This is a genomic window from Streptomyces sp. NPDC051822 (assembly GCF_044452745.1).
Classification (GTDB): Bacteria; Actinomycetota; Actinomycetes; order Streptomycetales; family Streptomycetaceae; genus Streptomyces.
Map to the genome: position 1 here is coordinate 577,053 of NZ_JBITBZ010000002.1, position 26,764 is coordinate 603,816.

The 26,764-nt window shown below is 73.9% G+C and carries 28 protein-coding genes; 9 read left to right on the forward strand and 19 right to left on the reverse strand.

Annotated features, from left to right (window positions below; translation table 11 throughout):
* Nucleotides 1–157 precede the first annotated feature (157 nt).
* The 11 genes from ACIA8N_RS08445 to ACIA8N_RS08495 all read right to left on the reverse strand — a co-directional run bounded on the left by ACIA8N_RS08445 (nt 158) and on the right by ACIA8N_RS08495 (nt 8,689).
* Entirely contained in the window at nt 158–1,210 is a 1,053-nt protein-coding gene (locus ACIA8N_RS08445; protein ID WP_030207165.1) for a HAMP domain-containing sensor histidine kinase, read from the reverse strand.
* 80 nt (nt 1,211–1,290) lie between these two features.
* Entirely contained in the window at nt 1,291–2,028 is a 738-nt protein-coding gene (locus tag ACIA8N_RS08450) for a response regulator transcription factor (protein WP_030207163.1), read from the reverse strand.
* 82 nt (nt 2,029–2,110) lie between these two features.
* Nucleotides 2,111–2,782 carry a spermidine synthase gene (locus tag ACIA8N_RS08455; RefSeq protein WP_365782149.1) on the reverse strand — a complete coding sequence of 224 codons (672 nt, stop codon included), beginning with the start codon at nt 2,780–2,782 and terminating at the stop codon, nt 2,111–2,113.
* Between the two features lie 86 nt (nt 2,783–2,868).
* On the reverse strand, nt 2,869–3,468 hold the full coding sequence (locus ACIA8N_RS08460) for a hypothetical protein (protein WP_365782147.1): 600 nt from the start codon (nt 3,466–3,468) through the stop codon (nt 2,869–2,871).
* Nucleotides 3,465–4,052 carry a hypothetical protein gene (locus ACIA8N_RS08465; RefSeq protein WP_365782145.1) on the reverse strand — a complete coding sequence of 196 codons (588 nt, stop codon included), beginning with the start codon at nt 4,050–4,052 and terminating at the stop codon, nt 3,465–3,467. The genes ACIA8N_RS08460 and ACIA8N_RS08465 overlap by 4 nt, the downstream gene beginning before the upstream one ends.
* Nucleotides 3,976–4,794 carry a hypothetical protein gene (locus ACIA8N_RS08470; RefSeq protein ID WP_365782143.1) on the reverse strand — a complete coding sequence of 273 codons (819 nt, stop codon included), beginning with the start codon at nt 4,792–4,794 and terminating at the stop codon, nt 3,976–3,978. The genes ACIA8N_RS08465 and ACIA8N_RS08470 overlap by 77 nt, the downstream gene beginning before the upstream one ends.
* Nucleotides 4,791–5,606, reverse strand: a complete 816-nt coding sequence (locus ACIA8N_RS08475) for an ABC transporter ATP-binding protein (protein ID WP_365782141.1) — start codon at nt 5,604–5,606, stop codon at nt 4,791–4,793. The genes ACIA8N_RS08470 and ACIA8N_RS08475 overlap by 4 nt, the downstream gene beginning before the upstream one ends.
* A complete protein-coding gene (locus ACIA8N_RS08480) occupies nt 5,603–6,514 on the reverse strand; it encodes a zf-HC2 domain-containing protein (RefSeq protein WP_365782241.1) in 912 nt (303 codons plus the stop codon). Before ACIA8N_RS08480 ends, ACIA8N_RS08475 begins: the two co-directional genes overlap by 4 nt.
* 176 nt (nt 6,515–6,690) lie before the next feature.
* Entirely contained in the window at nt 6,691–7,374 is a 684-nt protein-coding gene (locus tag ACIA8N_RS08485; protein ID WP_399415955.1) for an RNA polymerase sigma factor, read from the reverse strand.
* A gap of 33 nt (nt 7,375–7,407) precedes the next feature.
* Nucleotides 7,408–7,983, reverse strand: coding sequence for a hypothetical protein (locus tag ACIA8N_RS08490; RefSeq protein ID WP_365782139.1), 576 nt, complete (start codon nt 7,981–7,983; stop codon nt 7,408–7,410).
* Between the two features lie 64 nt (nt 7,984–8,047).
* The gene (locus tag ACIA8N_RS08495; RefSeq protein ID WP_365782137.1) at nt 8,048–8,689 is read right to left on the reverse strand and encodes a GNAT family N-acetyltransferase; all 642 of its coding nucleotides are present in this window, start codon (nt 8,687–8,689) and stop codon (nt 8,048–8,050) included.
* A 130-nt stretch (nt 8,690–8,819) separates the two neighbouring features.
* On the opposite strand from ACIA8N_RS08495, the gene lon reads away from it, so the two are divergent.
* Nucleotides 8,820–11,231: an endopeptidase La gene (gene lon, locus ACIA8N_RS08500; protein ID WP_365782135.1), complete on the forward strand. Its 2,412-nt coding sequence runs from the start codon at nt 8,820–8,822 to the stop codon at nt 11,229–11,231.
* 119 nt (nt 11,232–11,350) lie between these two features.
* Complete coding sequence (locus ACIA8N_RS08505) at nt 11,351–11,944, forward strand: DUF4240 domain-containing protein (protein ID WP_365782132.1); 594 nt, start codon at nt 11,351–11,353, stop codon at nt 11,942–11,944.
* A gap of 13 nt (nt 11,945–11,957) precedes the next feature.
* Here ACIA8N_RS08505 and ACIA8N_RS08510 read toward each other — a convergent pair whose 3' ends face one another.
* Nucleotides 11,958–12,854 carry a lytic polysaccharide monooxygenase gene (locus ACIA8N_RS08510; RefSeq protein ID WP_365782129.1) on the reverse strand — a complete coding sequence of 299 codons (897 nt, stop codon included), beginning with the start codon at nt 12,852–12,854 and terminating at the stop codon, nt 11,958–11,960.
* A gap of 193 nt (nt 12,855–13,047) precedes the next feature.
* Nucleotides 13,048–13,878: a lysozyme gene (locus ACIA8N_RS08515; protein WP_365782127.1), complete on the reverse strand. Its 831-nt coding sequence runs from the start codon at nt 13,876–13,878 to the stop codon at nt 13,048–13,050.
* Nucleotides 13,879–14,251: 373 nt separating this feature from the next.
* Here ACIA8N_RS08515 and ACIA8N_RS08520 point away from each other — a divergent pair, with 373 nt between their 5' ends.
* Complete coding sequence (locus tag ACIA8N_RS08520) at nt 14,252–14,719, forward strand: MarR family transcriptional regulator (RefSeq protein WP_365782237.1); 468 nt, start codon at nt 14,252–14,254, stop codon at nt 14,717–14,719.
* A 4-nt stretch (nt 14,720–14,723) separates the two neighbouring features.
* Here the strand turns inward: ACIA8N_RS08520 and ACIA8N_RS08525 are convergent, their stop codons facing one another.
* Entirely contained in the window at nt 14,724–15,515 is a 792-nt protein-coding gene (locus ACIA8N_RS08525) for a hypothetical protein (protein ID WP_365782125.1), read from the reverse strand.
* A 359-nt stretch (nt 15,516–15,874) separates the two neighbouring features.
* Here ACIA8N_RS08525 and ACIA8N_RS08530 point away from each other — a divergent pair, with 359 nt between their 5' ends.
* The 6 genes from ACIA8N_RS08530 to ACIA8N_RS08555 all read left to right on the forward strand — a co-directional run bounded on the left by ACIA8N_RS08530 (nt 15,875) and on the right by ACIA8N_RS08555 (nt 22,505).
* Complete coding sequence (locus ACIA8N_RS08530; RefSeq protein WP_365782123.1) at nt 15,875–18,892, forward strand: nitrate- and nitrite sensing domain-containing protein; 3,018 nt, start codon at nt 15,875–15,877, stop codon at nt 18,890–18,892.
* Nucleotides 18,889–19,380 (forward strand): roadblock/LC7 domain-containing protein, encoded by a 492-nt coding sequence (locus tag ACIA8N_RS08535; RefSeq protein WP_078946129.1) that lies wholly within the window; start codon nt 18,889–18,891, stop codon nt 19,378–19,380. Before ACIA8N_RS08530 ends, ACIA8N_RS08535 begins: the two co-directional genes overlap by 4 nt.
* The gene (locus tag ACIA8N_RS08540; protein ID WP_365782120.1) at nt 19,377–19,808 is read left to right on the forward strand and encodes a DUF742 domain-containing protein; all 432 of its coding nucleotides are present in this window, start codon (nt 19,377–19,379) and stop codon (nt 19,806–19,808) included. The genes ACIA8N_RS08535 and ACIA8N_RS08540 overlap by 4 nt, the downstream gene beginning before the upstream one ends.
* Nucleotides 19,789–20,520, forward strand: coding sequence for an ATP/GTP-binding protein (locus tag ACIA8N_RS08545; protein WP_365782118.1), 732 nt, complete (start codon nt 19,789–19,791; stop codon nt 20,518–20,520). Before ACIA8N_RS08540 ends, ACIA8N_RS08545 begins: the two co-directional genes overlap by 20 nt.
* Before the next feature lie 48 nt (nt 20,521–20,568).
* On the forward strand, nt 20,569–21,804 hold the full coding sequence (locus tag ACIA8N_RS08550) for a styrene monooxygenase/indole monooxygenase family protein (RefSeq protein ID WP_365782116.1): 1,236 nt from the start codon (nt 20,569–20,571) through the stop codon (nt 21,802–21,804).
* 173 nt (nt 21,805–21,977) lie between these two features.
* Nucleotides 21,978–22,505, forward strand: coding sequence for a DUF6584 family protein (locus ACIA8N_RS08555; RefSeq protein ID WP_365782114.1), 528 nt, complete (start codon nt 21,978–21,980; stop codon nt 22,503–22,505).
* 58 nt (nt 22,506–22,563) lie between these two features.
* On the opposite strand, the gene ACIA8N_RS08560 is transcribed toward ACIA8N_RS08555, so the two are convergent.
* The 5 genes from ACIA8N_RS08560 to ACIA8N_RS08580 all read right to left on the reverse strand — a co-directional run bounded on the left by ACIA8N_RS08560 (nt 22,564) and on the right by ACIA8N_RS08580 (nt 26,707).
* Nucleotides 22,564–23,013 carry a hypothetical protein gene (locus tag ACIA8N_RS08560; protein ID WP_365782112.1) on the reverse strand — a complete coding sequence of 150 codons (450 nt, stop codon included), beginning with the start codon at nt 23,011–23,013 and terminating at the stop codon, nt 22,564–22,566.
* A gap of 47 nt (nt 23,014–23,060) precedes the next feature.
* Nucleotides 23,061–24,437 (reverse strand): NlpC/P60 family protein, encoded by a 1,377-nt coding sequence (locus ACIA8N_RS08565; protein ID WP_365782110.1) that lies wholly within the window; start codon nt 24,435–24,437, stop codon nt 23,061–23,063.
* A 74-nt stretch (nt 24,438–24,511) separates the two neighbouring features.
* Nucleotides 24,512–24,814 carry a hypothetical protein gene (locus tag ACIA8N_RS08570; protein WP_365782108.1) on the reverse strand — a complete coding sequence of 101 codons (303 nt, stop codon included), beginning with the start codon at nt 24,812–24,814 and terminating at the stop codon, nt 24,512–24,514.
* A 37-nt stretch (nt 24,815–24,851) separates the two neighbouring features.
* Nucleotides 24,852–25,574, reverse strand: a complete 723-nt coding sequence (locus tag ACIA8N_RS08575) for a TetR/AcrR family transcriptional regulator (protein ID WP_365782106.1) — start codon at nt 25,572–25,574, stop codon at nt 24,852–24,854.
* 197 nt (nt 25,575–25,771) lie between these two features.
* Nucleotides 25,772–26,707 carry a diiron oxygenase gene (locus tag ACIA8N_RS08580; RefSeq protein WP_365782104.1) on the reverse strand — a complete coding sequence of 312 codons (936 nt, stop codon included), beginning with the start codon at nt 26,705–26,707 and terminating at the stop codon, nt 25,772–25,774.
* Nucleotides 26,708–26,764: the final 57 nt, after the last annotated feature.

Below are 26,764 nucleotides of genomic sequence, written 5' to 3' on the forward strand. Positions count from 1 at the left end.
TGAATGGCGGGAAACAAGCGTGGTTCCGCTGCTGTGAGGGTACGGAAAAGCGCAGGCACGGCCCTCTTCGGCCGCACCCCTGATCGCGTCCCGCTCACGTGCACGCAGGTCCTGCTCACGTACACGCAGAACGCGCTCTTCCGGTTCGAACCCTACGTCAATCTCTCGGAGGAAGACTGCCCGGAAGGGTGACCCTGATGCGGCACCCACGTGAGGATTCGGCCACACCGATCCCGCCGCCGTGCAGATCCACCGCCCAGCGGGCGATCGCGAGCCCGAGCCCCGTGCCGCCGTCGCTGCCCGGCCCCTGCCGCAGCGGCGCCGTGCCCCGGTTGAAGCGCTCGAAGACCTTGTGCCGCTCCGACTCCGGGATGCCGGGACCCTCGTCCTCGACCTCCAGCTCCAGCGAGTCCGGATACGGGCCGCGCCGCGCCCTGACCGTGACCCGGCCGTGCGGCGGCGAGTGCTTCACCGCGTTGTCGATCAGGTTCGCCATCACCTGGTGCAGCCGCTCCGCGTCCGCGACCGCGACCAGCTCGGGCGGCGACACGTCCAGGTGAAGATGCACGTCCGTACGGTTGTGCAGCCCGGAGGTGGACGAGAGGCCGCGCTGCGACGCGGCCAGGTTCGCCTCCCGCAGCACCCCCGACAGATACGGCCACACCTCGAAACGGCTCGCCCTCAGCGCGACGACACCGTTGTCGAGACGTGACAGGTCGAGCAGTGTCTCCACCAGCCGGCCAAGGCGTTCGGTCTGTTTGAGCGCCGACCGCATGGTCTCCGGATCCGCCTCGGACACCCCGTCCACGACGTTCTCCAGTACGGCCCTGAGCGCGGCGATCGGTGTGCGCAGCTCGTGCGACACGTTCGCGACCAGCTCCTTGCGGTGCCGGTCGACGGCCTCCAGGTCGTCCGCCATCCGGTTGATCGTCGAGGCCAGGTCGCCCAGCTCGTCCCGCCGGTCCGCGCCCCGCACCCGGCGGCTGAAGTCGCCGCGCGAGATCGTCCCGGCCACCGTCGTCATCTCGTCGAGGGGAGCCGTCAGGGACTGGGCCACGAACTGGGTGATCAGCAGGGTCGCGATCATCGCGAAGATCGTGATGTACCGGAACTCCGTCGACGTCCGGATCGCCACCAGGGCCAGGCACGAGGTCAGCAGGACCGCCCCGACGACCAGCGCGCCGAGCTTGGTCTTGATCGAGATCACGATCCGGCGCGGCCCGGGGGCGGCCCCGCTGCCCGCTCCTCGCGGTCCCTGCCGCCCCCGCGGCCCCCTGGGCCCCCGCCGGCTCACAGCGCCGGGGTCTCCAGGGCGTAACCGACACCGTGGACCGTACGGATCCGCTCGGCCCCGATCTTCCGGCGCAGCGCCTTGATGTGGCTGTCCACGGTCCTGGTGCCCGAGGCGTCCGCCCAGTCCCACACCTCGGCGAGGAGCTGCTCGCGGGAGAGCACCGCCCGGGGCGTGCTCGCCAGGCAGACGAGCAGGTCGAACTCGGTCGGCGTCAGGTGCACGTCCTCGGAACGCACCCGGACCCGGCGCTGCGCGTGGTCGATCTCCAGCTCGCCGAGCCGCAGGATGCCGCTGCGCGGGGTGACCGCCGCGAGCGCGGCCCGTTCCACCCGGCGCAGCAGGACGTGCACCCGGGCGGCCAGCTCGCGCATCGAGAACGGCTTGGTCATGTAGTCGTCCGCCCCGACGCCGAGGCCGACCAGCATGTCGGTCTCGTCGTCGCGGGCGGTCAGCATGAGGACCGGGACGGGGCGCTGGGCCTGGACCCGGCGGCACACCTCCAGGCCGTCGAAGCCGGGCAGCATCACGTCCAGGACCATCAGGTCCGGCTGCCAGGCCTCGGCCGCGTCCACGGCGGCCGGGCCGTCGGTCGCGGTCTGCACGAGGAAGCCCTCGGCGCGCAGCCGCGCCGAGATCGCCTCCACGATCGTCGCGTCGTCCTCGACCACCAGGACACGTCGCTGAGCCCCCGGAGTGGCCGCCGCACCGTGGTGAGTGGTGTGTGTCTGCTCCATTGCCCCGCCTCGCGTCGCCGATGTCGGCTCAGCAGCCTAGAGGTACCGGCGGCGTCCCGGCTATCCAGGAGCTGTCCTGCGGCTATCCGGGACGGACGGCGAGGTGCACCACGTCGGGGACGCCCCGGGCAACGGGGATCTCTTCCGTCCGTACCCCGTTGAATCCGGCATTCCGCAACGACTCTTCGAAATCGCCGGACGGCTGGGCGGACCACACGGCGAGCACTCCGCCCGGGTTCAGGCGGGCCGCGCAGGTGGCCAACCCCTCGGTGGAGTACAGGGATTCGTTGTCGTCGGTGACCGTCCAGTCCGGGCCGTTGTCGATGTCCAGACAGAGGGCGTCGTAGGTGTCCGACGAGGTACGGAGGTACTCCACGAGGTCCGTGTGCAGGATCACCGTCCTCGGATCGCCGAGCGCCCTCCCGGAGATCGCGGCGAGCGGCCCCTGCCGGTGCCAGTCGATGATCGCCTCCTCACGCTCGGCGACGGCGATCCGCCCCCAGCGGGGCTCGGCGGCGGCATGCGCGAGCGAGAAGCCCACCCCCAGGCCGCCGACCAGGACTGAGGCGCCGGCCCGCGACTGCTCGGGCAGGGCGGCCAGGGCCGCGTCGATCAGCAGCCGCTCGGAGCGCCCGTCGGAGGTGTCCATCAGGAAGGTGCCGTTGGCGATGATCTCGTAGTGCTCGTCGCGGCGGCGCAGCACCACTTCTCCGTACGGCCCTTCCCGGCGGTCGAGGGTCACGGTTTCCGACATCGTTCGTCACTCCGTCCGTTTCTCGTCATGTCGTGGTCGTCCACCGACACGTTACGAAGCCACGGGGTCACGAATCCTGGATATCCTCAGGATTCCCCGGTCATGTACCGGGCGCCCCGCCACCCGTACGCACACGTACCCGCCACGAAGACGGCAACCGCCACCGTCCACGCGCCGCCCTGCGGGCCCGGCTGCATCACCCACGCCCACCACTGCGCCGCACCGCCCGGCTCCGAGGGGGCCGCGAGGTAGACCACGCCGACGAGGAAGACCGGCGGGAGCCAGCTCAGCCGGGCACCGACGACGGCGGCGGCGCCCGCCGTCAGCCCCACGAGCCCGAGCGTGTTCCGTACGGCGGCGGGCGCCCCGTACGCCTCCGCGTGCCCCGGCAGAGCGAGGGCGAGCAGGGCGACGGCGAGCCCGGTCGCGGCGAGGACATGGGCGAGCCGACGGGGCCACCACGCGCGGACCGCCGTACGGTCCAGCTCGTCGCTCGGGGCGTGCAGGCTCGCCCCGACCGCCGCCGCGGCGAACAGCGGGCCGAAGACGACGACCGGGAGGCGGGCCGTGTGGTCGAAGCCGGGCAGGGAGACCAGCCACCAGGCCGCCGAGAAGGCGGCCGCGGCCGCGCCGGCGAGGGCGGCGAGCGTGCCGGACAGCGCGCGGGAGCGCAGATAGAGCCTCACGGGACCGGCACCTCGTCAGGGTCGCAGCTGTCCGCGGCCAGATAGCGGGCGAGGTAATCGCGCTGCTCGGCGGGGGACTTGGCGGTGAGCCGGTCGATGTACGGCCGGGCGGCGGTGGGATCGGGGCCGTAGCCGTCGGGGGTGGGCGCCAGCCACTCGCTGACGGCGAGGTGGATGACGCTCGCCCGCTCGGCGTTCGGGCCGGTGCCGTCGCCGGGTTGGCAGGTGTCCGAAAACAGCCAGTTCACGGCCGAGTTCAGATACAGATCGGCGCGCACGAGCCGGCCGCGCACCGCCTCCCCCTCGGTGTCGGGAAGGGCGACGTCACCGGGGCGGGCGGGACCGCCCGGGCCGCCCACCCAGCGCACCGGGGCGCCGGGCAGCCCCTTGAGGCGGGCGTTCAGCGGGGCGAGGGCCGCCGACACGTCCGGCAGCAGGCTCTCGTCCACGGCCGTCAGACACACCTGCGGGGCGCCGTCGTCGCACACCCACCGGGCCAGGGCGGGGTCATGGCGCCACGGCCCCTCGTCCCCCGGCAGCCGCAGGATCAGGCCCGCCGCGGCGACGGCCACGGCCGGCGGCACGAGGGCGAGCGGGAGCAGCCGGTTCCCGCGCAGCCCGTACGCGAGGAGCACGGCGAGCGCGATCCCCGCCGTCCATACCATCGACACGGGACCGAACCACCACACCGGCCGGTCCCAGAAGAACTGGTGCTCGCCGGCCGGACCGAGCCAGCGCACCGGGCCCTCCTGGTAGGCGCTCAAGGCCAGGCCGACGTACCCCGACGATCCCCACGAGCGGGGCGGTCAGCCGCCAGCGCACGACCCGCCCGACGACATGGCCGAGCGCCCCGAGGGCGGCGACGGCGACCGCGTCGGCGGCGACGAGTTCCAGGTAGGGGCGGCCCGCGGAGACGTACGGCCAGGTCACGAGGAGACAGACGGCGTCGGCGAGGAGCAGCCCGGCGGCCGGCCAGAGCGCGGACGGCGCGACGGCGACGAACAGGCGCCGCAAGGGGGAGCGGGGCACGGACTCCCAGAGGTCCGTCGTCCCGCGCCGCCGGTCCCGGCCGCCCTGCCAGCCGCCCGCCGCGAGCGCGAGCGGCCCGGCGAGCAGCCCGGCGACGACGTGCAGCATGTTCGTGGCGTCGGCCCAGCGGCCCTGCCAGTCGGGAGCCTTGCCGTACATCGTGACGAGGACGGTGACGGCGACGGCGGCCCCGGTCCAGGGGCCGAGGCCGCGCCGCAGCTCGGTGCGGAGCGGGGAGGGGGCCCGTGCGGGCGTGGCTCCGTCGGTACGGGGCGGGGGGACGAGGGTGGTGGTCACCGGAGCGCCTCCTTCGGGTGGGTGCCGGACGCCCGGTGGACGCCGGACGCCCGGTGGGCGTGCAGGGCCGCCGTGTAGCCGCGTTCGACGGCTTGGCTCGCGGAGTCGTCCGGCGCGCCGGACTCCCCTCCGAGCGCGGTCAGCTCGACCGTGGTGCCCTGGAAGGCGAGCCGCCCCGCCTCGATGAGGGCGACATCGGTGCAGGCGGCGGCCACGTCCTCCACCAGGTGCGTGGAGACCACCACCGTCGTCTCCCCGCCCAACTCGCGCAGCAGCTCACGGAAGTCGACCCGCTGTTCCGGGTCGAGGCCGGCGGTCGGCTCGTCGAGCAGCAGGAGGTCGGGCTCGTTCACGATGGCCTGGGCGATCCCGGCACGCCGGACCATGCCGCCGGACAGCGTCTTCATCCTCGCGTCGATCCGGTCGCCCAGCCCGACCCGCCGCACCGCGCGCTCCACCGCCGCCGGGGCCCGGTCGGCGGGCAGCTCCTTGAGCCAGGCCACGTACGCGACGAACTCGCGCACCGTGAAGGACGGGTAGTAGCCGAACTCCTGGGGCAGATAGCCGAGCCTGCGCCGCACGCCGGTGCGGTCGCGATGGCTCGCGACATCCTCGCCGAGCAGCTCCACCCGGCCGGAGGAGGGCGCGGCGACGGTCGCGAGGACCCGGATGAGGGAGGTCTTCCCGGCTCCGTTCGGGCCGAGCAGCCCGTGCACGCCGGGCCCCAGGGTCAGGTCGAGCCCGTCGAGGGCGACGGTACGGCGGTGGCGGACGGTCAGTCCGGTCACCGCGACGGCGGGCGAGGGGTTCATCGGGGCTCCAGGTGGTCGAAGGAACGGCGCCGCAGGACGAGGAGCGCCGCACAGGCCAGCGCGGCGGCGGCCCAGCCCCCTTGCGCGGCGGAGCCGGAGAAGTACGGGGCGAGCGCCCCCGCCCCCGCGCCCGCCTCGGGTCCCGCGAGGAGCGGGCCCGTCACGGCGAGCAGCCATCCGCCGCCGAGCGTCGCGGCCGCCGCCCGGCAGCCGACGAACGAGCCCAGCGCGAGGGCGGCCAGGGTCAGCGCCAGACCCGGAAGCAGCCACGCGGCGGCCCCCGGGAACCCGGCCACCCGCGGCAGCAGGGCGGCGCCCGCCGTCAGCAGCGGTACGCAGCCGGCGAGCACGGCGGCGGTACGGGTGAGCAGCAGCCGCAGTCCGCCCGAGGGCGTGGCGGCGGTGATCTCGTACAGGGGGTCGGCGTGCCGTCCGTACGAGACGGCGACACCGGCGAGCGGAAGGATCGGGGAGATCGCGAGGAGCAGGCTGCCCGCGCCCTGGAACCCGGCGCCGTGGGCGAGACCGAAGGCACCGCCGACGACGAGGACCACGGCCACCGCCCAGGACCCCCGGAGGGCGGGCCCGACGGCCCACCAGAGCCGTGCCCACCTTCCGAGGGGGCTTCCGGCGGAGACGGGCACGGACGCGGGCACGGAGACGGGCGAGACAGGCACAGGGGCGGGCGCGGAGACGGGCGAGACAGGCACAGGGGCGGGCGCGGGGGCGGGCCGGTGGCCCAGCGAGGTCAGGAGCTCGGCGCGGACGGCCGCGAGTACGGGACCGGCGGCGCTCGCGCGGACGGCGGCCGACACACGGGCCGCGCAGGCCGTACAGGACTCGACGTGCTTCTCCAGGGACCAGGCGTCCGTCTCGGGGGCGCTGCCCTCCGCGTACCGCAGCGCCATGGCGTCGGTGACGTGCCAGGGCGGTCGGGGGGAGCCGGGGCCGGGACGGGGTACGGGGCCGCGTCCGGGTCGGGGTGCGGGGCCGGAGCCGGGTCGGGGTGCGGATTCGGGGTCGCGTCCGGGTGCGGGTGCGGGTGCGGGTGCGGGCGACGGGTGGGCTTCGGGGCGCGGTGTCGTCATGCGGTGCCTCCCAGGGCGTGCGGGCCCCCGGGGTGCCCGGCGGCGAGGGCGGCGCGCAGCTCGCGGCGGGCGCGCAGGGCGCGGGTCTTGACGGTGCCCTCGGGTATGCCGAGGAGCCGGGCCGTCTCACGCGTCGTCAGGCCGTCGACGACGGTGGCCCGGAGGACCTCGGCGAGTTCGGGCGAGATCCGGTCGAGGGCGGCGCCGACCTCCGCGTACTCCAGGCCCGCGAGGACCCGGTCCTCCGCGGAGGGCGCGACGGCCGGCGGCGCGGGGTGGGCGGGGTGCGCGGAGGCGTGTGCACCGGCCTGCGCGGTGACGTGTGCGGCGGCGTGCGCGGCGGCCCGTTCGGCGCGGGCGCGGGCCCGCTGGGCGTCCACCAGGCGCCGGGCGGCGATCACCCACAGCCAGCCGCCGGCCTCGCCCCGGCCGCGGTGGCCGCCGGCCGAGCGCCAGACGGTGACGAAGGTGTCCTGGAGGACCTCCCTCACGGTCTCCTCGTCGGGGCAGCGGCGGGCCAGGCGCGCGTGCAGCCAGCCGGCGTGCCGGTCGTAGAGGACGGCGAGTGCCTCGGTGTCCCCCCGCGCGACCGCGCGCAGCAGCGCCGCGTCGTCGGCGGCGCCGGCATCGTCTTCCTCGCCCCCCGAGGGGCCTCCCCCTGTGGGGCGCGACAGTCTCACGCCCTCTCTATCGCAGGGCGGGCCCCGAACGGTTCACGGGCCGGTGGGCGGCCCGCCCCCGGGGAGCGCGTCGAAGACGCGGCGGAGGGCCGGCGGGCGTTCGCCGTCGTCCGCGACGACGAGGCGGTGGCGGTAGGTGACGAAGTACTGGAAGCCGTCCGGGATCGGGCCGCCGGTCGGCCGGTCCGGCACGCGCGCGTAGGCGGGGTCTTCGAGCGCGGCCCGCAGTTCCGCGGCCTCGGCGGGGGTCATGCGGCCGGTGCGGGGCGGCTTCGTGCCGGAGCGGCTCGTCCAGGTGCCGTCGTAGTGGACGACCAGCTGGTTGCGGACCCCGGCGAGGCCGCCGTTGACGACCACCTCGACGAGGACCTCCTGCCCCTGCGGCTCCTCCGTCCCTTCGGGAGGCGCCACCGTCCCGGCCGCGGTGGTCGGCGCGGGCGGCGTGGCGGCGCTCGACGCGGGTCCGCCTGGTGCGGGCGGGGTCCCGGCACCGCAGCCGCTCGCGCCGAGAGCGCCGCCGAGGGTCAGGGCCGCCGCGAGGAGCAGGGCGCCGCGCCGCCTCGCCCGTACAGCGGGAAGGGCTCGTACGGCTCGTCCGGCTCGTGTCATGGACCGAGCATGCACGGGCGGCCGCGCCCCCGCAGCCGGAAGGGAGGAGTCCGCGTCCGGGCGGTCAGATCTCCTCCGCCCGGACGATGCCCGTGAGCGGCCCCCGGTAGCGCCAGTCCAGCGAGTCGTAGAGCGCGAGGCCGTCCGTGGTCGCGGAGAGCACCCCGGTCTCGGCGCCCGCCTGGGCGGCGGCGGCCTCCAGGGTGCGCATGACGTTGGCGCCGAGGCCGCGCCGCCGGTGCGCGGGGTCGGTCTCGATCTGGTCGGCGACGGCGGTGGAGCCCGTCGGGGCGATCTGGCCGCGCGCGGCGAGGGTGCCGTCGGGGGCGAGGACGCGGACCCGTATGACGCCGTCCCTGACCTCGGTGGTCCGTGCGTACCCCTCCGGCGGCGCGGGCCGGGCGCCGGGGTCGAGCGGCTTGACCATCATGAAGCCCGGGTCGTCGGGGACCGTCCATCCCTCGGTGATCCACGAGGCCGCCTCCTCGGGGCCCGCCATGATCTTGAGCCAGCTGTACGGGGCGGTGAGCCGGGTGCAGAGCGCGCCGACGGAGGCCGCGTCGGGGGCGGGCAGGACGTGCCGCACGACGTGCCGGGTGAGGCCCACGTCGATCCGGTAGCCCCAGGGCTCGGGGACGGCGGCCGGGGTGCCCCGGGACACCGTCCAGCCCGCCACCCACGCCGATGTAATAGATGCGATATCCATAGAGGTATTACAGGTCCTGAATGCTCCTGGTGGGAGAGTGATCGCTCAGAGCGAACGCGCGTCCGGGAACATTCATCGGCTCAGGTGCATTGAGTCCACATAGCTCAACTTGACTGCCGAAGGGGAGATCATGGCTTCTGAGTCCAAGCCGTCCGTGCTGCTCACACTGCCCGTACTGCCGCTCGACGACGAGGTCGTGCTGCCCGGAATGGTGGTGCCCCTGGACCTCTCCGACAACGACGTACGCGCCGCCGTCGAAGCCGCCCAGGCCGCCGCCCGCTCCGGCACCGGCAAGCCCAGGGTGCTGCTCGTGCCCCGCGTCGACGGGACCTACGCCGCCACCGGCGCCCTCGGCACCGTCGAGCAGGTCGGCCGCCTCTCCGACGGCGACCCCGGCGCGCTCATCCGTGCCCTCGGCCGGGTGCGCATCGGCGCCGGCACGACCGGGCCCGGCGCGGCCCTGTGGGTCGAGGGCGGCACCGTCGAGGAGACCCTGCCCGACCCGCTGCCCGGCCAGGTCACCGACCTGGTCAAGGAGTACAAGGCACTCGCCACCAGCTGGCTCAAGAAGCGCGGCGCCTGGCAGGTCGTCGACCGCGTCCAGCAGATCGACGGCGTCGGCGCCCTCGCCGACAACGCCGGCTACTCGCCCTTCCTCACCGTCGAGCAGAAGGTCGCGCTCCTGGAGACCGCCGACCCGGTCGCCCGCCTCAAGCTCGCCACGGCCCAGCTCCGCGAGCACCTCGCCGAGCAGGACGTCGCCGAGACCATCGCCAAGGACGTCCAGGAGGGCGTCGACAAGCAGCAGCGCGAGTTCCTGCTGCGCCGACAGCTCGAAGCCGTCCGCAAGGAACTCCGCGACCTCAACGGCGAGGCGGAGGGGGACGAGTCCGACGACTACCGCGCCCGCGTGGAGGCCGCCGACCTGCCCGAGAAGGTCAGGGAGGCCGCCCTCAAGGAGGTCGAGAAGCTGGAGCGGTCCAGCGACCAGTCCCCCGAGGGCTCCTGGATCCGCACCTGGCTCGACACCGTCCTCGAACTGCCCTGGAACGAGCGCACGGAGGACCGGTACGACATCCGCGGCGCCCGCGCCGTCCTCGACGCCGAGCACGCGGGCCTGGACGACGTGAAGGAACGGATCACCGAGTACCTGGCCGTGCGCAAGCGCCGCTCCGAGCGGGGCCTCGGCGTCGTCGGCGGCCGTCGCGGCGGAGCCGTACTCGCCCTCGTCGGCCCGCCCGGCGTCGGCAAGACCTCCCTCGGCGAGTCCGTCGCGCACGCGATGGGACGCGAGTTCGTCCGGGTCGCCCTCGGCGGCGTACGGGACGAGGCGGAGATCCGAGGCCACCGGCGCACGTACGTCGGCGCGCTGCCCGGCCGGATCGTACGGGCCATCAAGGAGGCCGGCTCCATGAACCCGGTCGTCCTCCTCGACGAGATCGACAAGGTCGGCTCCGACTTCCGCGGCGACCCCGCGGCGGCCCTCCTCGAAGTCCTCGACCCGGCGCAGAACCACACCTTCCGCGACCACTACCTGGAAGTCGAACTCGACCTCTCCGACGTCGTCTTCCTCGCCACCGCCAACGTCCTCGAAGCCATCCCCGAGGCCCTCCTCGACCGCATGGAACTGGTCAGGCTCGACGGCTACACCGAGGACGAGAAGGTCGTCATCGCCCGCGACCACCTGCTGCCCCGGCAGCTGGAGCGGGCCGGCCTGGAGCCCGGCGAGGTCGTCCTGACGGACGCGAGCCTGCGCAAGCTGGCCGGCGAGTACACCCGCGAGGCGGGCGTCCGCACCCTGGAGCGGTCCATCTCCCGGCTGCTCCGCAAGGTCGCGGCCCAGCACGAACTGGGCGACCGCGAACTGCCCTTCACGGTCGCACCGGACAACCTGCGGGAACTCATCGGGCGGCCGCACCACGTGCCGGAGTCCGCGCAGGACCCGGCGGAGCGCCGCACCGCCGTGCCGGGTGTCGCCACCGGGCTCGCCGTGACGGGGGCGGGCGGGGACGTCCTCTTCGTCGAGGCGTCCCTCGCCGACCCGGAGACCGGCGCCGCCGGCCTCACCCTCACCGGCCAGCTGGGCGACGTGATGAAGGAGTCGGCGCAGATCGCGCTCTCCTTCCTCCGCTCGCACGGCGCCGAACTGGAGCTGCCCGTCACCGGCCTGAAGGACCGGGGCGTGCACATCCACTTCCCGGCGGGCGCGGTCCCCAAGGACGGGCCGAGCGCGGGCGTCACCATGACGACCGCACTCGCCTCGCTCCTGAGCGGCCGACAGGTCCGCACGGACGTGGCCATGACCGGCGAGGTCTCCCTCACCGGCCGGGTCCTGCCGATCGGCGGCGTGAAGCAGAAGCTGCTCGCCGCGCACCGGGCGGGCATCACGACGGTCGTGATCCCCAAGCGGAACGAGGCCGACCTGGACGACGTCCCGGCCGAGATCCTGGAGAAGCTGGAGGTCCACCCGGTGACGGACGTCCGGCAGGTACTGGAGATCGCGCTGGCGCCGGCGGCGGTGCCGGTGGGCGTGGCGGCGTAACCCCGTACGCATCGGCACGCGGCTTCTCGAAGGGCTTGGTACGGCGGAGCGGGGTGTCCCCGGTGGGCACCCCGCTCCGCCGTACCGGGTTGTCGGTGCGAAGTGTCATGCTCGTACGCATGAACGACGACGCCTTCTGGGCTCTCATCGACGAGTTGAGCCGCCGTCCCGGTGACCGGGACGAGCGGCTGGAGTGGCTGGGTGGGCAGCTGCTGCTGCGGCCGGCCACCGAGAGCGCGGAGTTCCAGGTACGGCTGGAGCGGGCGTGCGAGGCCGCCGACACCAAGGGGGTGTGGACCGCGGCGAACCGCGTCGAGAGCGGCTCCTGCACCGACGACGGCTTCCACTACTTCACGCTCTGGCTGGTGGGGCAGGGCCGCAAGGTGTACGAGTCGGTCCTCGCCGACCCCGACGCGCTGGCCGACGTGCCGGGGATCCGCCTCCTGGTGGGGCGGCCCCGTGACGAGTGGCACGACGACGAGTGGCCGGAGTGGGAGGAGCTCGACTACGTCGCCCAGGACGCGTACGACGAGCTGACCGGCCAGGAGGACGACGACGGCGAGGAGTTCCTCGACGCGGTGGAGGAGGCCGAGGCGGCGGCCGAGGCCGCGGGGGAGTGGGAAGAGGACGACGAGCTCCGGGGGGCTCGTCAGGAGGGGGTGGCGATCCCCCGGCTCACCGCCCTCTTCCCGCTCGGGACGTCCGGCCCCTGATCGCCCGGAGGGCTCAGGAGGCGGACGGGTTCCGGCGGCGGCCGATCAGCAGGCTCCCCGCCGCGAAGGCGGTGAGGGCGCCCGCGCCCGCGAGGGCCAGGGGGAGCGGCGAGGAGGGGGCCTCGGCCGTCCCGGCGGAGAGGGCCGGTGCCTGCTCGTCGCCGCCGTGGCCCGCGTGGCTCACGGTGGACAGCTCCGCGCCGGCCGCGATCTTCGCCTCGGTCGGGGCCTGGGCCTGTGACGAGGGCTGGGCCGGGGCCTGCGCCGCCGTCCCGCTCCCGAAGGTGACGTCCGAGCAGCTGTAGAAGGCCTCGGGGCTGTCGTTGCGCTGCCACACCTTGTAGACGATGTGCCGTCCCGTACGGGCGGGCAGGTTGCCCGTGAAGGCGTAGTAGCCGTCGGTGGCGGTACGGGGCGTGGCGTACACGGCGACGGGGGTCGCGTCCAGGTCCGACCACTTCAGCGGCTGCGTGGGGTCGAAGCCGGGCTTGGTGAGGTAGACGGTCATGGTGCCGGAGTGGGCGGCCGTCACCCGGACCTTGAAGTCGAAGGAGCCCGCGGTGACCGCCGTCGCGGGCCAGTCGGTGCGCGCCCAGTCCAGGGCGCGGTACTTCTCGCGGTTGGCCGAGCAGAGCTTGCCGTCCGGGATGACGGCCTGGTGCTGTCCTGCGGCGTTCGCGATGTTGACCTCGTTCCAGTCGTAGAGCGGCTGGGTGCCGGAGTCGGCGACGAGGTCCTTGCAGACCTGCGACCTGGGCGTCTCGGGCCCCTCCGCGTAGCAGGCGGCCACCCGGCTGACGGGGTTGAAGACGGCCCCGTGGGCGCTCGCGGTGGTGGGGGTGAGGCTGACGAGTGCGGCCGCGGCGGACAGGGCGGCGACGCCGGTGGCGGTACGGCGGGAGGACGGCATGCGGGGGCTCTCTCTCGTGCGTGGGGGAGGACGGGACGAGCAACGCGCGCTGACCGCAGGGAAGTTGAACTCCGTGCGATCGTCGAAGAGCCTCGCATTGGTCCATACCAATAGGCAAGGGGGTGGACCGGGAAAGCCGAAGCGGCCCCCGGGGTGCCGCCCACCCGGGGACCGCTTCGGAGCAGCGGGGGCGTCAGCCGTTCGCGAGCGCCTGCACGCGCGAGAGGTCGCCGTTGAAGTGGTTGTGGTCGCCGACCGTCGGGCCGGAGGAGGTGTACTGCCACATCGTGTAGTACAGCCAGCCGGCCGGGAGTTCGCCCACCGTGGAGGCGTACCGCGCGACCCACAGCGGGTTGGTCGAGCCGAAGCCGGAGTAGTTGCCGGTGCACTGGGTCCACCAGCTCGTCGCCGTGTAGATCACCGCGTCCCGGCCGGTCCGGTACTTGTAGCGGTTCACGAAGTCGCGGATCCAGGCCACCATCCCGGCCTGGGTCTTGCCGTAACAGGTCGCCCCGTACGGGTTCCATTCGATGTCGAGCACGCCCGGCAGCGTCCTGCCGTCCTTCGACCAGCCGCCGCCGTTGTTCACGAAGTAGTCGGCCTGGGCGGCGCCGGTCGTCGTGTCCGGGGTCGCGAAGTGGTACGAGCCGCGGATCATGCCGACGTTGTACGAGCCGTTGTACTGCTGCGCGAAGTAGGTGTTCTTGTAGTAGGTGCCCTCCGTCGCCTTGACGTAGGCCCACTTGACGCCGCTGTTCCACAGTGTGGACCAGGCGACGTTGCCCTGGTGGCTGGAGACGTCCACGCCTTCCGTCTGGACGGCCTGGATCGAGATGCCGCCAGGCGCGCCGTCGCGCCCGTCGTGTTCGAGGACGCCCATGCCCATGCTGGCGGACCCCCGCTCGGGCACCTGGCGGACGCCCGGGTCCTGGGCGGCGCCGGCGGGTCCGGCGAGGGGGAGAAGGAGGGCCAGGGCCGCGAGGGCGGCACCGGCGAGGGTCGTTCCGGATCTGTGCACACGCATTCCGTGCCTCCGAAAGGATCGGTGGGGGAGCGAGGTCGAGAGCCTCTGGTGTGGACATGTCATCGACGAGGCCGGGGATGACGCTACGCACGTAGACCCGGGCGGCGGAAGGGGGACCGGATACCGCCGTTGGTCTACTCCTGCGAAATACTGGAGGAGCTGCGGCGATGGCCTCGGCCGGCAGAAACTTTCAGCGGCCGGAAAGCCGCCGGGAGTCACCGGAGAACGCGTGGGAGGTGCTGACGTGCACGGAAGCGGTACGGGAAGCGAAGACCGGGTCGCACCGCCCGCCGGCGTGCGCCCGGGAGAGCCGCCCGCGGGAGCGGTCGAGCCGGCGGTCGAGCCGGCGGTCGAGCCGGGCACCCCGTCCGCAGTGCCCGCCGAGCCCGGCACCCCGCCCGCCGGCGCCGTCGACCGGGAGTTCCTCGCGCTCGAACGCGAGCTGGCGGTCTTCCTGCGGCGGGCCCGCGCCCAGTCCGGCGAGATGGCCAGGGAGGTCCACCCGGAGCTGGAGCCCGCCGCCTACGGCCTCTTCGTGCGCCTCGACGACGCCGGCCCCCAGCGGGCCACCGAACTCGCCGGGTACTTCGGGGTCGGCAAGGCCACCATGAGCCGCCAGCTCCGTGCCCTCGAGGACCTCGGGCTCGTCGCCCGCGACCCCGACCCCGCCGACGGGCGCGCCTCGCTGGTCCGGCTCACCGAGGAGGGCCGGCAGCGGTTCCGGCGCGTACGAGACGCCCGGCGCGAGCGGTACGTCCGCAAGCTCACCGACTGGGACCGCGCCGAGGTCGCCGAACTCGCCCGGCTGCTGAACCACTTCAACGTCCGCTTCGAGGGGTGACCCCTCAGGGGGCGGGCAGTTCCACGTAGGCGGCCGTGGCGTCGTCGTGCCGCTTCCAGCGGCGCACCCCGCCCGCCTCCCCGTCCGCCGCCTCCAGGGCCCGCACCCGGTGGAGCAGGCCGAGCGGCCCCTCCTTGCGCAGGACGCGGTGGCAGTCCGTCCAGTCGCCCTCGCGGAACAGGTCCACCCAGCGGCTCGCCCCGTCCGTGAGCGCGGCCAGGGACCGTACCTCCGCGCGCGGGGTCGTCCCCGTCACCGCCCGCCCCGCGACCGCCGGATCGGCCGCCGCGGTGAAGAAGCCGCCCTCCCGGTTCCGCAGCCGGTCCGTCGCCGCCAGGGAGCGCAGGACCTCCACCGGCACCCGGTCGAGGCGGTCGTCGAGCACGGCCCGCACCGACCCGTCCGGGGACTCCAGGAGGAGGACGGAGTCCGAGAGGACGAGGTGCTCGACCCGGGTCCCGTCCCAGCGGGCGAGCACCACGGTCGCCTGGGGCGTACGTACGTGAGAAAGGTCACAGGTGTTCCGGTGGGCGTCCGCGGTGCGCCGGATTGCGACGGAGAGGATCTCCGGCAGGGTCATGTCCGGCCGGGAAGCGGACAGTTCGGTCAAAGCCCCGCCCAGTCGTGCGGTGAACCACGGCACGGTGTGCACACAACCGTCATCACCCACGGGCGGTGTGACGCCGTCGAGTAGGACGACGACCCCGCCGCTGCCCGAGGCGGGCAGCGCGGTGGCCACCCAGTCCTCGTTGGGGCGTTCGGGGCTGCCGGGGAGGGAGGCGGCTTCACTGCGCATGGCGTCCAGTGTGCCCGGCCAGGTGCGCTCCTTCACGAGACCTGCAAATGACCGTAAATGGCCTGTACCAACCCGGCGGGGGCGGTTCGAGAGGCGGAACGGGCACTTCCGTGGAGCTGCGGGCGGGCATCTTGCCAAAGCCCGCGCGGAAGATCCAACCGGGGGCCCCGCGGGGCCCTCGGGGCCCGCCCGGAGAAGTTGTTCGCCAACTCATGAGTGTTGTTCACTCGTTCGGGTGGCGGAGCGGCCGATGCACGCCCCCTTCCCAGAAGCGCTGGAATGGTCGGAAGCCGTACCAGGGGTGGGGGCGCTCCATGTGACCGGCCGTCACCTCTGCTTTGTGGCTGGACGAGTCAAGAATGCGAGCACCGGTGCAGATGAAGCGGCCTCGGAGCAAGAACGGCGCGCGGAGCCAGACCCCCGGTGTGATCCCGACCCCGGACGCGGGCGCCGCCACGGCGCCCCACGGCAACCCCGGCTCCGGAAACGTCGTCTCCGGCAACCCCGTCTCCGGGGACTCCGTTTCCGGCAGCGCCACCACCCCGGGCAGCGCGCCCGCCGGGCAGGCCCCCGCCGGCCGTTCCAAGCGCGTCCGCAACCGGCTGGTCGCCGGCGTCGCCCTCGTCGGCGTCACCGTCCTCGCCGCCGGAGCCCCCGCGGTCCTCGCCGCCTCCACCCAGCTCACCGACTCCCAGCGCCTGGTCACCCTCGCCGAACTCGACCGGCAGGCCGTCACCCTGGCCCACTCCCTCGCCGACGAGCGCGACGAGGTCGTCGCGTACATCGCCGCGGGCCGGGACGCCCAGAGCGGCGACGCCAAGGACAAGCGCCAGGTCACCAGCGTCCGGTCGACGCGGGTCGACCGGCAGATCGACGAGATCCGGCCCGCGGCCTCCGCCGAACTCCGCCGCGACCTCGCCGGAGTCCCCTCCGTCCGCCGCGCCGCCCTCACCGGCAAGGGCACGGCCCTTGAGGCCCACCGGGCGTACTCCGAGGTCATCGCCAAGCTCCAGGCCCTCGCCGACGAACTGGCCGACGAGACGCCGCCCCGCGCCTCCGACACCGCGCTCACCGAGACCACCCGCGCCCCCGCCGCCCTCGGCCGCGCCGTCGAACAGGCCTCGGCCACCCGCGGCCTGCTCCTCGCCGCGCTCTCCGTGGCACAGCCCGAGCCCACCGGGGACGTCCACTACGACCCCGAGACCGGCACCTACGTCCCCGACGTCCCCGAAGGCACCGCGGAGGCGGAGCGGGCCCGCGACGCCCTCACGGCCGCCGCCCAGCAGGCCAGGGTCCGCGAACTCGCCGCCCTGGGCGACTTCGACCAGGCCGCCGGCTCCGCGGCCCGGGACGCCATGGCCGCGACCGTCGCCGGACCGGACGTCAAGAGCGCCGAACGCTCCCTCGCCTCCCTCACCGACCAGCCCCGCCTCACGGAGACCGAGCGCGAGACCGACCGGGCCGGCCTGGAGTCCGCCCTCTCCGCCCGCATCGAGCAGATGCGCGGCCTCGAGTCCCGTCTCGCCGCCGACCGGGTCGAGCACCTCGGCGCGCTCCGCAACGACGACGTCACCGCCCTCGAACTGCGCATCGCCTTCCTCGGCGGCTGCCTGCTCGTCGCGATCGGCATCTCCACCTACGTCGCCCGCACCCTCACCCGGCCGCTCGCGGTCCTCCGTATCGGCGCCGCCAGGCTCGCCGCCGCCCCCGCGCCGCAGACGGAGGAGCCGGTCCGCTTCACCGGCCGCAACGACGAGTTCGCCCAGGTCGTCCGCTCCCTCAACACCCTGCACGGCAAGCTCCACGGCCTCGCCGCGCACACCGAGCGACTCACCGCGGGGCAGGCCGACCTCGCCTCGGCCAAGGACGCCCTCGGCGCCGAGCTGGCCACCCAGCGCGCCGAACTCCAGGGCCGGGTCGCCCTCCTCACCGCCGACCTCGAACGGCTCAGGAGCACCGTCCACCACACCTTCGTCAACCTCTCGCTGCGCAGCCTCGGGCTCGTCGAGCGGCAGCTCGGCGTCATCGAGAAGCTGGAGGAGCGCGAGCAGGACCCGGACCGCCTCGCGACCCTCTTCAAGCTCGACCACATGGCGACCGTGATGCGCCGCCACAGCGAGAACCTGCTCGTCCTCGCCGGGCACGAGCACGTCCACGGCCACGCCGGGCCCGTCCCGCTCGTCGACGTGCTGCGCGCCGCCGTCAGCGAGATCGAGCGGTACGAGCGGGTCACGATCCAGTCGCTGCCGCCGCACGCCCAGATCGCCGGGTTCGCCGCGGACGACCTGAGCCACCTGATCGCGGAACTCCTGGAGAACGCCACGTCGTTCTCGCCGCCCGACGCGGAGGTCCAGCTCTCCGGCTGGCTCCTGGAGTCCGGCGAGGTGATGCTCTCCGTGCAGGACGCGGGCATCGGCGTGACCCCGTCCCGCCTCGCCGAGCTCAACGAGCGCCTGGCCGAGGCCGATCCGGCCGCCTTCGACGGCGAGGGCCTCGGCATGCGCGTCATCGCCATGCTCGCCGCCCGCCACGGCGTCCGCGTCGAGCTGCGCGAGCAGAAGCCGGGCGGCACGGCGGCCGTCGTGGTCCTGCCGCAGGCCCTGCTTCCCACCGCTCCGCCGGCCACCGTGACGGAGCCGGTACGGGTGGCGGGCGCGGCGCCCGTGATCCAGCTGCCCGGCTCGGCCGCGGAGGCCAACTCCAACACGCTGCCGTCCCGGAACCGCGACCCGCTCGTGGAGGCGGCGGAGCGCGCGTTCCTGGAGGCGGAGGTGAACGCGGCGAGGGGCGCGGAGACGCCCCCGGAGCCGGCTCCCGGGCCGACCCCGGAGCCGGCCCCTCACCAGGACGTGGAGCCGGCCTACGAGGAGCCCGAGCCGACCGCCCCGGGCGCGTCGGTCTCCGAGACCACGCTCCAGGTCCGGCTGCCCGCCCCGCCGCCGGAGCCGGACGCCCACGGACGCGCCGCCGACGAGCCGCTCACGGCCCAGCCGGTCGCGGCCACCCCCGTCACCGACCAGCCCGTCACCGACCAGCCGGTCACCGGCGAACAGGCCACCGGCGAACAGGCCACCGACGAGCACGCCACCGACGAGCAGGTTCCCGGCCCGCGCCCCGCCCAGTGGGAGCGGATCACCGACAAGGGCCTGCCCAAGCGCACCCCGCAGGTGGTCCGCCCGGCCGGCGGCGCCACCACGCCCCGGCAGGGCGGCGTGGACGCGGAGGCCCTGCGCCGCCGCCTCGGCGGCTTCCACCAGGGAGCCAAGGCCGGGCGCCGCGACGTGGAGGCGGAGATCGACACGGCGCGGATAGATGCCGCGAGGACCGCACGTAAAGAGGAGTTGACGGGGGACACAGTCGAGGAGGCACGCAGTTGACTGCGACGGGAACGTTCGGACTGAGCACGGAAGCCCGCAACCTGCAATGGCTGCTGGGGAATCTGGTGGAGGAGGTACCCGGCGTCCGCTCGGTCGCCGTCGTCTCCTCCGACGGCCTCCTGCTGCTCTCGTCCGACCCGGCCGCCCAGCAGAGCACGACGGCCGCCGCCGAAGCCGGCCGTCCTGACGGGCCGCGCGGCTCCAGCGCCGACCTGGCCACCATCGTCTCCGGCATCGGCAGCCTGACCATCGGCGCCGCGCGCCTGATGGACGGCGGCGGGGTCAAGCAGACCATGGTGGCGATGGAGGAGGGCAGCGTCTTCGTGATGTCGATCAGCGACGGTTCGCTGCTCGGCGTACACGCCACGCCCGACTGCGACATGAGCGTCGTGGCGTACCACATGGCGCTCTTCGTGGGCCGCGCCGGTCACGTACTCACCCCCGAAGTCCGCAGCGAGCTGCGCAAATCGATGGAGAGCCCCCAGTGACCTCAGCTTCTTCGGCCTACCCGGGGCCTTACGCCCACCGGCTGCCGGTACGCGGAGACGGCCGGCGCCCCGCGCGCGTACGCCCGTACTCGCTGACCGGCGGGCGTACCCGCTTCGGCCACGTCCTGCTCGTCGAGACCTTCGTGGCGGCGCTCGAAGCGCCCGCCGCCCGCAAGGTCCTGACGGACGGCGGGCCCGGCGCCCGCGGTCTGATGCCGGAGATGCGGGCGATCGTCGAGATCTGCCGCCGGATGCGGACGGTCGCGGAGATCTCGGCGCTGTTGAAGATGCCGTTGGGGGTCGTCCGGGTGCTCCTCAGCGACCTGGCCGACCAGGGAAAGATCCGTGTGTACGGGACCGGTCACGGCACCGGCCAGCCCGACCGCGCGCTCCTCGAAAGGGTGCTGAGTGGACTCCGTCGTCTCTGACGCCTCCGCCGTCTCCGATTCACCGTCGGTCGCCGGCATCCCCGCGCAGCCCGAGGCCGATCCGTTCGGACGGGATACCGCCGGCTCGCACACCCCGGCGCCCGCCCAGGCCCCCGTCCCGGACGCCGACGACGGGGCGCAGGACTGGCAGCTCGACCACACCCGCGCACCGATCGCGACGAAGATCGTCGTCGCGGGCGGCTTCGGCGTGGGCAAGACCACCTTCGTCCGCGCGGTCTCGGAGATCACCCCGCTCCAGACCGAGGCGCTGATGACGCGGGCGAGCGAGGACACCGACGACCTCAGCGCCACCCCGGACAAGCTCACCACCACGGTGGCGATGGACTTCGGCCGGATCACGCTCGACAACGACCTGGTGCTGTACGTCTTCGGCACGCCGGGACAGCAGCGCTTCTGGTTCATGTGGGACGACCTGGTGCGCGGGGCGATCGGCGCGATAGTCCTCGCCGACACCCGCAGGCTCACGGACTGCTTCCCCGCCCTCGACTACTTCGAGAGCTGTGGACTTCCGTACATCGTGGCCGTCAACCACTTCGAGGGCACCGAGGTGTTCGAGGCGGAGGACGTCAGGGAAGCTTTGACCGTGCCGCCGCACGTACCCGTGGTGATCATGGACGCGCGCAAGCGGTACAGCGTCGTCGAGAGCCTGCTCGCGATGGTCGCGCACGCGCTCGAAGCCACCCCCGAATAGCCCTCCCCCGTCACGACTGACACGACCGTCACGCCAGGAGCACCATCCATGCGGAAGATACTCATAGTCGGCGCGGGCCAGTCCGGCCTGCAGCTCGCCCTCGGACTCCAGTCGCGGGGGTACGAGGTCACCCTCATGTCGAACCGGACGGCGGACGAGATCCGGTCCGGCCGGGTCATGTCCACCCAGTGCATGTTCGACACCGCGCTCCAGCACGAGCGGGACCTCGGCCTCGACTTCTGGGAGTCCCAGGCGCCGCGCATCGAGGGCCTCGGCGTCTCCGTCGCGGGCCCCGACTCGGGCCGGGTGATCGACTGGGTCGGGAAGCTCGACGGCTACGCCCAGTCCGTCGACCAGCGGGTCAAGATGGCCGGCTGGATGGAGACCTTCGCCCAGCGCGGCGGCCAGCTGGTGATACACGGCGCGGCCGTCGGCGACCTGGACTACTTCTCCCGCAGCTACGACCTGGTGCTCGTCGCGGCGGGCAAGGGCGAACTGGTGTCGATGTTCGGCCGGGACGCCTCCCGCTCCCCGTACAGCGAGCCGCAGCGCGCGCTGGCCGTCGCGTACGTCCACGGCCTCGGCCCGCGTCCCGAGCACCCGGACTTCGACGCGGTCCGCTGCAACATCGTCCCGGGCGTCGGCGAACTCTTCGTCATGCCGACCCTGACCACCGGCGGCCGTGCCGACATCCTCTTCTGGGAGGGCGTCCCGGGCGGCCCGCTCGACGCGTTCCAGGGCGTGAAGGACCCGGCGGAGCACCTGTCGCTGACCCTGGAGCTGATGGAGCAGTTCACGCCCTGGGAGTACGCGCGGGCCACCAAGGTCGAACTGACCGACGCCGGCGGCACCCTCGCCGGCCGGTACGCGCCGACCGTCCGCAACCCGATCGGCCGCCTCCCCGGCGGCGGACTGGTCCTGGGCGTCGCCGACGTGGTCGTCGCCAACGACCCGATCACCGGACAGGGCTCCAACTCGGCGTCCAAGTGCGCCGCCGCGTACCTCGCCGCCATCGTCGAGCACGGCGAGAAGCCCTTCGACGAGGAGTGGATGCAGGGCGCCTTCGACCGCTACTGGCAGACGGCCCAGCACGTCACCAAGTGGACGAACGCGATGCTCGCCCCGCCGCCGGAGCACGTCCTCAACCTGCTCGGCGCGGCCGGCCGGCTCCAGCCGGTCGCCGACCGCTTCGCGAACGGCTTCAACGACCCGTCGGACTTCGAGAACTTCTTCTTCGACCCGGAGAAGACGAACGCGTACCTGGCCTCCCTCACCGGAAACTGACCGCTCGCAGGAGTGGGTCCGGAAGGGTGCTGGTGGTCCTATCCGACCACCGGCACCCCTCCGGCCCGCCGCGACTCACCCTCCGGGCCGCCGCGACTCACCCTCCGGGCCGCCTCGGCGGAGCCCGCGCAAAGGGTTCGAACCATCCGGCCGCCGTGTTCGATGATGTGCGCATGTCCCTCTCGAACACCCTGGACCGCGTGGACGCGGACCTGGCCGCCGGCCGTGTGCCGATGGCGCGCCAGCGCCTGCGCGGGCTCGTCTCGTCCTTCCCGTCCGACCTGGCCCTCCGCCGCCGTCTCGCCGAGGTGTACCGCCTCTACGGCGACGCCGCGGAGGCGGGGCGCTGGATGTACCTCGAAGAGGACCGGAGCGAGGACGAGACCGCCGCCTTCGAGGCGCGCTACCGGTCTACGGGCCGGCGGATGAAGGCCCTCGCGTGGCGCGGTCCCGAGGCGCTCGCCGCCACCGCGTTCGCGGAGGGACAGCTCGCGGCACTGAGGACGGCCCGCGACGAGGAGACCCGGCGCCCGGTCGCCTGGGACGACCCCGCCTCCTACGAGGACGACGAGGACGAGGCGTACGAGGCGCCCTCCGAGCCCTGGACGGTCGGCGGCGTACTCGCGGGCCTCGGCTGCCTGGTGGCGGTCGGCGCCTTCGTGGCGGTCTGGATCATCGGCGTCATCGCCCTCTTCGACTGAGAGACACGGCTCGCGGCCCCGGCGCGGCCCGCCTCCGCCCGGCGGACCGCGAGCGGAGTCAGCAGGCCCGTGAGCGCGAAGAGAGCGCCCACGGCGAGCCGGCCGGGGCGGCCCCAGCCGACGCACAGCGCGATGAGCAGGCGGGTCCCACCGCCTCTGCCAGCCCGGCGCCGAGACCGAAGGCGCTTAGGTACTGGCCGGTGGCGTGAGGCGGGGCGAGTGCGTACGACACCTCGAAGCCGCCCGCCGAGTGCCACAGTTCGCCGACGGTGTGGACCACCACAGCGGTCAGCAGCAGCCCGACCGCCACCACCCCCGGCATCCCCGCCGAGCGCGCGACGAGCGCGCAGGAGACGAGGAAGGCCGCTGCGGCCCGGCGGTACGCGCGCCCGCCCGCGCGCGGGATGTCGATGCCGCGGCTCGCGCGCACCTGGAGGGCGACGACGAGCACGGTGTTGGCGAGCATCGCGCCCGGGACGAGTCGGTGCGGGGCGGTGGTGGGCCTCACACGCAAGAGTAAGAGGCATGCCAATTCAAAGAGTTGAGGCCAAGGGCTCAGGTGTGGTCGTACCCCTCGTCCTCGCCGTCCCTGGCCCCCGCCGGAAGCGCGGGCGGGCTGTACGCGGCCAGGGGCTCGCCGCCCGGGTCGGGGCGCACGGCACCGAGCAGCGGGTTCGCCGCGATGGGGGAGACCTTCACCTTCCCGCCGGGCCGCGGGGCCTGCACCACGAGGCCCTCGCCCAGGTAGACCGCCACATGAGTGGCGCCAGGGAAGTAGACCACCAGGTCCCCGGGGCGCAGCTCGGACAGCGGCACCCGGGGCAGGGTCGCCCACTGCTCCTGGCTGGTGCGCGGCACCTCCCGGCCCGCCGCCGCCCACGCCCGCTGGGTGAGGCCCGAGCAGTCGTACGTCTCCGGGCCCTCCGCCCCCCACTCGTACGGTTTGCCGATCTGGCCCACCGCGAACCGCAGCGCCTCCGCGCCCGCCCGGGACGGGGTCCGCCGGCCGTCCAGGACGCCGGAGCCGAGGAGTTCGCGCTGCGCGCCCGCCGTCTGGGTCCGCTCAAGCTCGGTGAGTCTGGCCAGCTGCTCCGGCGAGAGCCCGGCGAGCAGCTTCTCGACCTCCGCGAGACGGGCCCGCACCTCGTCGCGGCGGGTGCGCTGCGCGGCGGCGAGGGTCTGCTGCCGGTCCAGGGCCTTCCGGGATGCGCTCGCCAGGGCGGCCGCCTGCCGCTCGGCCCCTTCGAGCCGTGGCAGGGCCGCGGCACGGTCGCGTGCGGCCCGGGCCATCAGGTGCCCCTGGTCCAGGGCGGACCGGGGGCTCGGCGCGAAGAGCAGCCGCAGGTAGGAGGAGAGTTCGGACCTGCCCTGGTACTGGTCCCGGGCGATCCGCCCGGCGGCGGCGCGCCCCTTCTCCAGGGCGGTACGGGCGGCGGTGAGCCGGGCGGTGAGCTTCTTGGTGTCGGCGGTCTGGAGCTTCAGCGCCTCCTCGGCGGCGTTGAACCGCTCGGTGGCCTCCTCGGCCTGCCGGTACAGCGTCCGCATGCGCGTCAGCAGGGCGGTGACGGAGTCGCCACCGGGGGGAGGGAGAGCGGCGCCGTCGTCGAGTGCGGCGGGGCTCTCGGGGACGTCGGGGTCGTCGGGCGCGTCGGGTCCGGCGGGCTGGACCTCGCCCTCGGCCTCGGCATCACCCCCACCCCCGCCCTCAGCCTCGGCCTCGCCTTCGGCGGGATCCACCGGCCCGGCCTCCGGATCGACGGGCTCCACCGGCTCCGCCGCCGGGTCGGCCCAGGCGATCGGGGCCTCCGCCGGAGGTTCCCCCGGCGGCTCCGGCGCGCCGGCGGCGCCCGTGGGACCCGTCACCCCGGTGAACGCCGTCGCCGCGGCGAGCGCCCCCGTGCAGACCGTACGCAGCAACAGCCTCCGCGACACGTCACCACCTCCACGGGGATGATGACGTCTCACTTCATCTGATTACCGTACGAATGGTGGCGCGCCCGGCGTGCTCACCCGTTCGGCTCAGCATCCGTCGGCGTCGGCTTCGGCGTCGGCTTGGACCACGGCCACTTCAGCTCGCGCCGCTCGCGGCCCTCCGGCGCGTACTGGTAGACCCAGCCCCGCTGGAGTCCGAGCCGCTTCGTGTAGCCCGAGGGCTCGCGCCGGTACGTGTACAGGGCCGGCGGGCGACCGTCGTGTGCCGGGACCGGGACCTCGTACCACTTCGGCGGGTGGCCGGTCGGGCCGAGCAGGATCGGCAGGACCCGGCCGTCGAGCGGGCCGCCGCGGAAGGGGGTGTTCTCGCTTCTCACCCCGACAGTCTCTCCCGCCCAGGGCAGGCCCGGGGGCTCACAGCAGGCGGGCCGCCTCGCCCACCACCGGAATCACCCGCCGGGCCAGCCTCGCCACCGGTCCCTCCGGCGTCTCCTGGGCGAGCAGCCGGCCGACGACCCGTGCCGTCTCCTCGTCGCTCGCCGCCGTCGCCGCGAGGAGGGCGACGAGATGGTCGACGAGCCAGTCCCGCAGCTCCCCGGCCGGGGACCGCGCGTCCTCGTCGAGCCAGATGAGCGAAGCCGCCTCCACGGCGGCGATCCACGTCCTGACCAGCATGCCCAGCCGTGGCCCCGGGTGTTCCACCCCCAGGTGGACGAGGATCTGCTCGGCGGCGGCCCGACGCACCTCGTCGACGATCGCGGTGGTCCGGGAGGTCTCGGCGACGCTGCCGCCGCGCAGCAGGGCGCTGAACCCCGCGTCGTGCTCGTCGACGAAGGCGAGATACCGGTCGAGCACCCGGCCGAGCCGCTCCGTCGGCGGACCGTCCGGCGGCTCGGTGAAGCAGCGGTTCAGCGCGTCGGCGGAGGAGCGCAGGGCGGCCTCGTACAGCTGCTGCTTGCCGCCGGGGAAGTAGCGGTAGACGAGGGGCCGCGAGACGCCGGCCGCCTCGGCGACGTCGTCGAGCGAGACGTCCTCGGGCGTCCGGTGGGCGAAGAGCTCCTGGGCGGCGTCGAGGAGCTGCCCGCGCCGCTCCTCGACACTGAGCCTGCGGTACGCGGGAGTGGCGGCGCTCGTCATGGTCCGCAGCGTAACCGCGGAACGCGCCGGTCAGGCGGCCGGTCCGGAACCAGCCCCTTCCGGGCGCCGAGGGCGGGAAGGTGGCCTGGAACTCCTCCGCCACGGAGGAACCGGCCGCGAACCGGCCCCCAACCAGCCGCGAACCAGCCCCCAACCGGCCGCGAACCGGCTCGGAACGGGTCCCGCACCCGCTCGGGTCAGGCCAGCAGCCCGGACGACTTCCAGAGCCGGCGCCCCGCCCCGCGCAGCACGCCGATGTCGTCGAGGAAGTCCGTGAGCCGCCGCGCCCCGGACTGCATGACCTCGCGCCGGTGCCCGCTCGCCCGCACCTGGGCCACGGCCTCCCGCCGGTCCAGGCCCACCGCCTCGTACACCTGGGGGTTGACGAAGCAGGTGGAGAAGACCCGGGCGGCCTCGCCGCAGCTGAGCCGGGTGAACTCCTGCTCCCAGCGCGGCGCCGTCACCATCTGGCGCCGCAGCTCCTCCCGGGCGTACCGCACGTGGCGGGCCTCCTCCACCACGTGGATGCGGGTCACACCGCGCACGAGGGCCTGCACCCGCTCGTCGGGGAAGGTCAGCCGCTGCATCCAGTCGAGGATCTCCTCGCCGAGCAGGGTCGAGGCGAAGGACCCGGGGGTGGTGGAGACGGTCTTCAGGATCCGGGCGAGATTGTGGTAGATCCGCGGCACCGGGTACGCGGGCGTGCCGCCCCGCTGGATCATCCGGGCGAACATCATCGAGTGCCGGCACTCGTCGGCGATCTCGGTGAGCGCGTACCGCACGTGATGGCTGGTCAGCGACTTGTCGTAGATGTGGCGGACGAGCAGCTGCATGAGGATGATCTCGAACCAGACGCCCAGCGAGGCGAGCGAGGCCGCCTCGTGGCGCGAGAGCGCGATCCGCTGCTCCTCGGACATCCGCCGCCACAGCGGGGTGTCGTAGAGCGAGACCAGCTCGGGCGGCCAGAACCACTTGCCGTCCTCGAACGGCGCATCCCAGTCCAGTTCGGTGTCCGGGTCGTAGGAGTGCTTGCGGGAGGACTCCAGGAGGCGCTCGGCGACCTGCTCACGGTCGCGCAGCGGCCCCAGGGCGTCCCGCAGGAGGCTGAAGTCGGGCTCGGTGAAAGGGGTCATGGTGGAGGCACCTCGCTGCGTTCGCCGTCGCGTACCTGTCCTTCACCCTTATGAGAC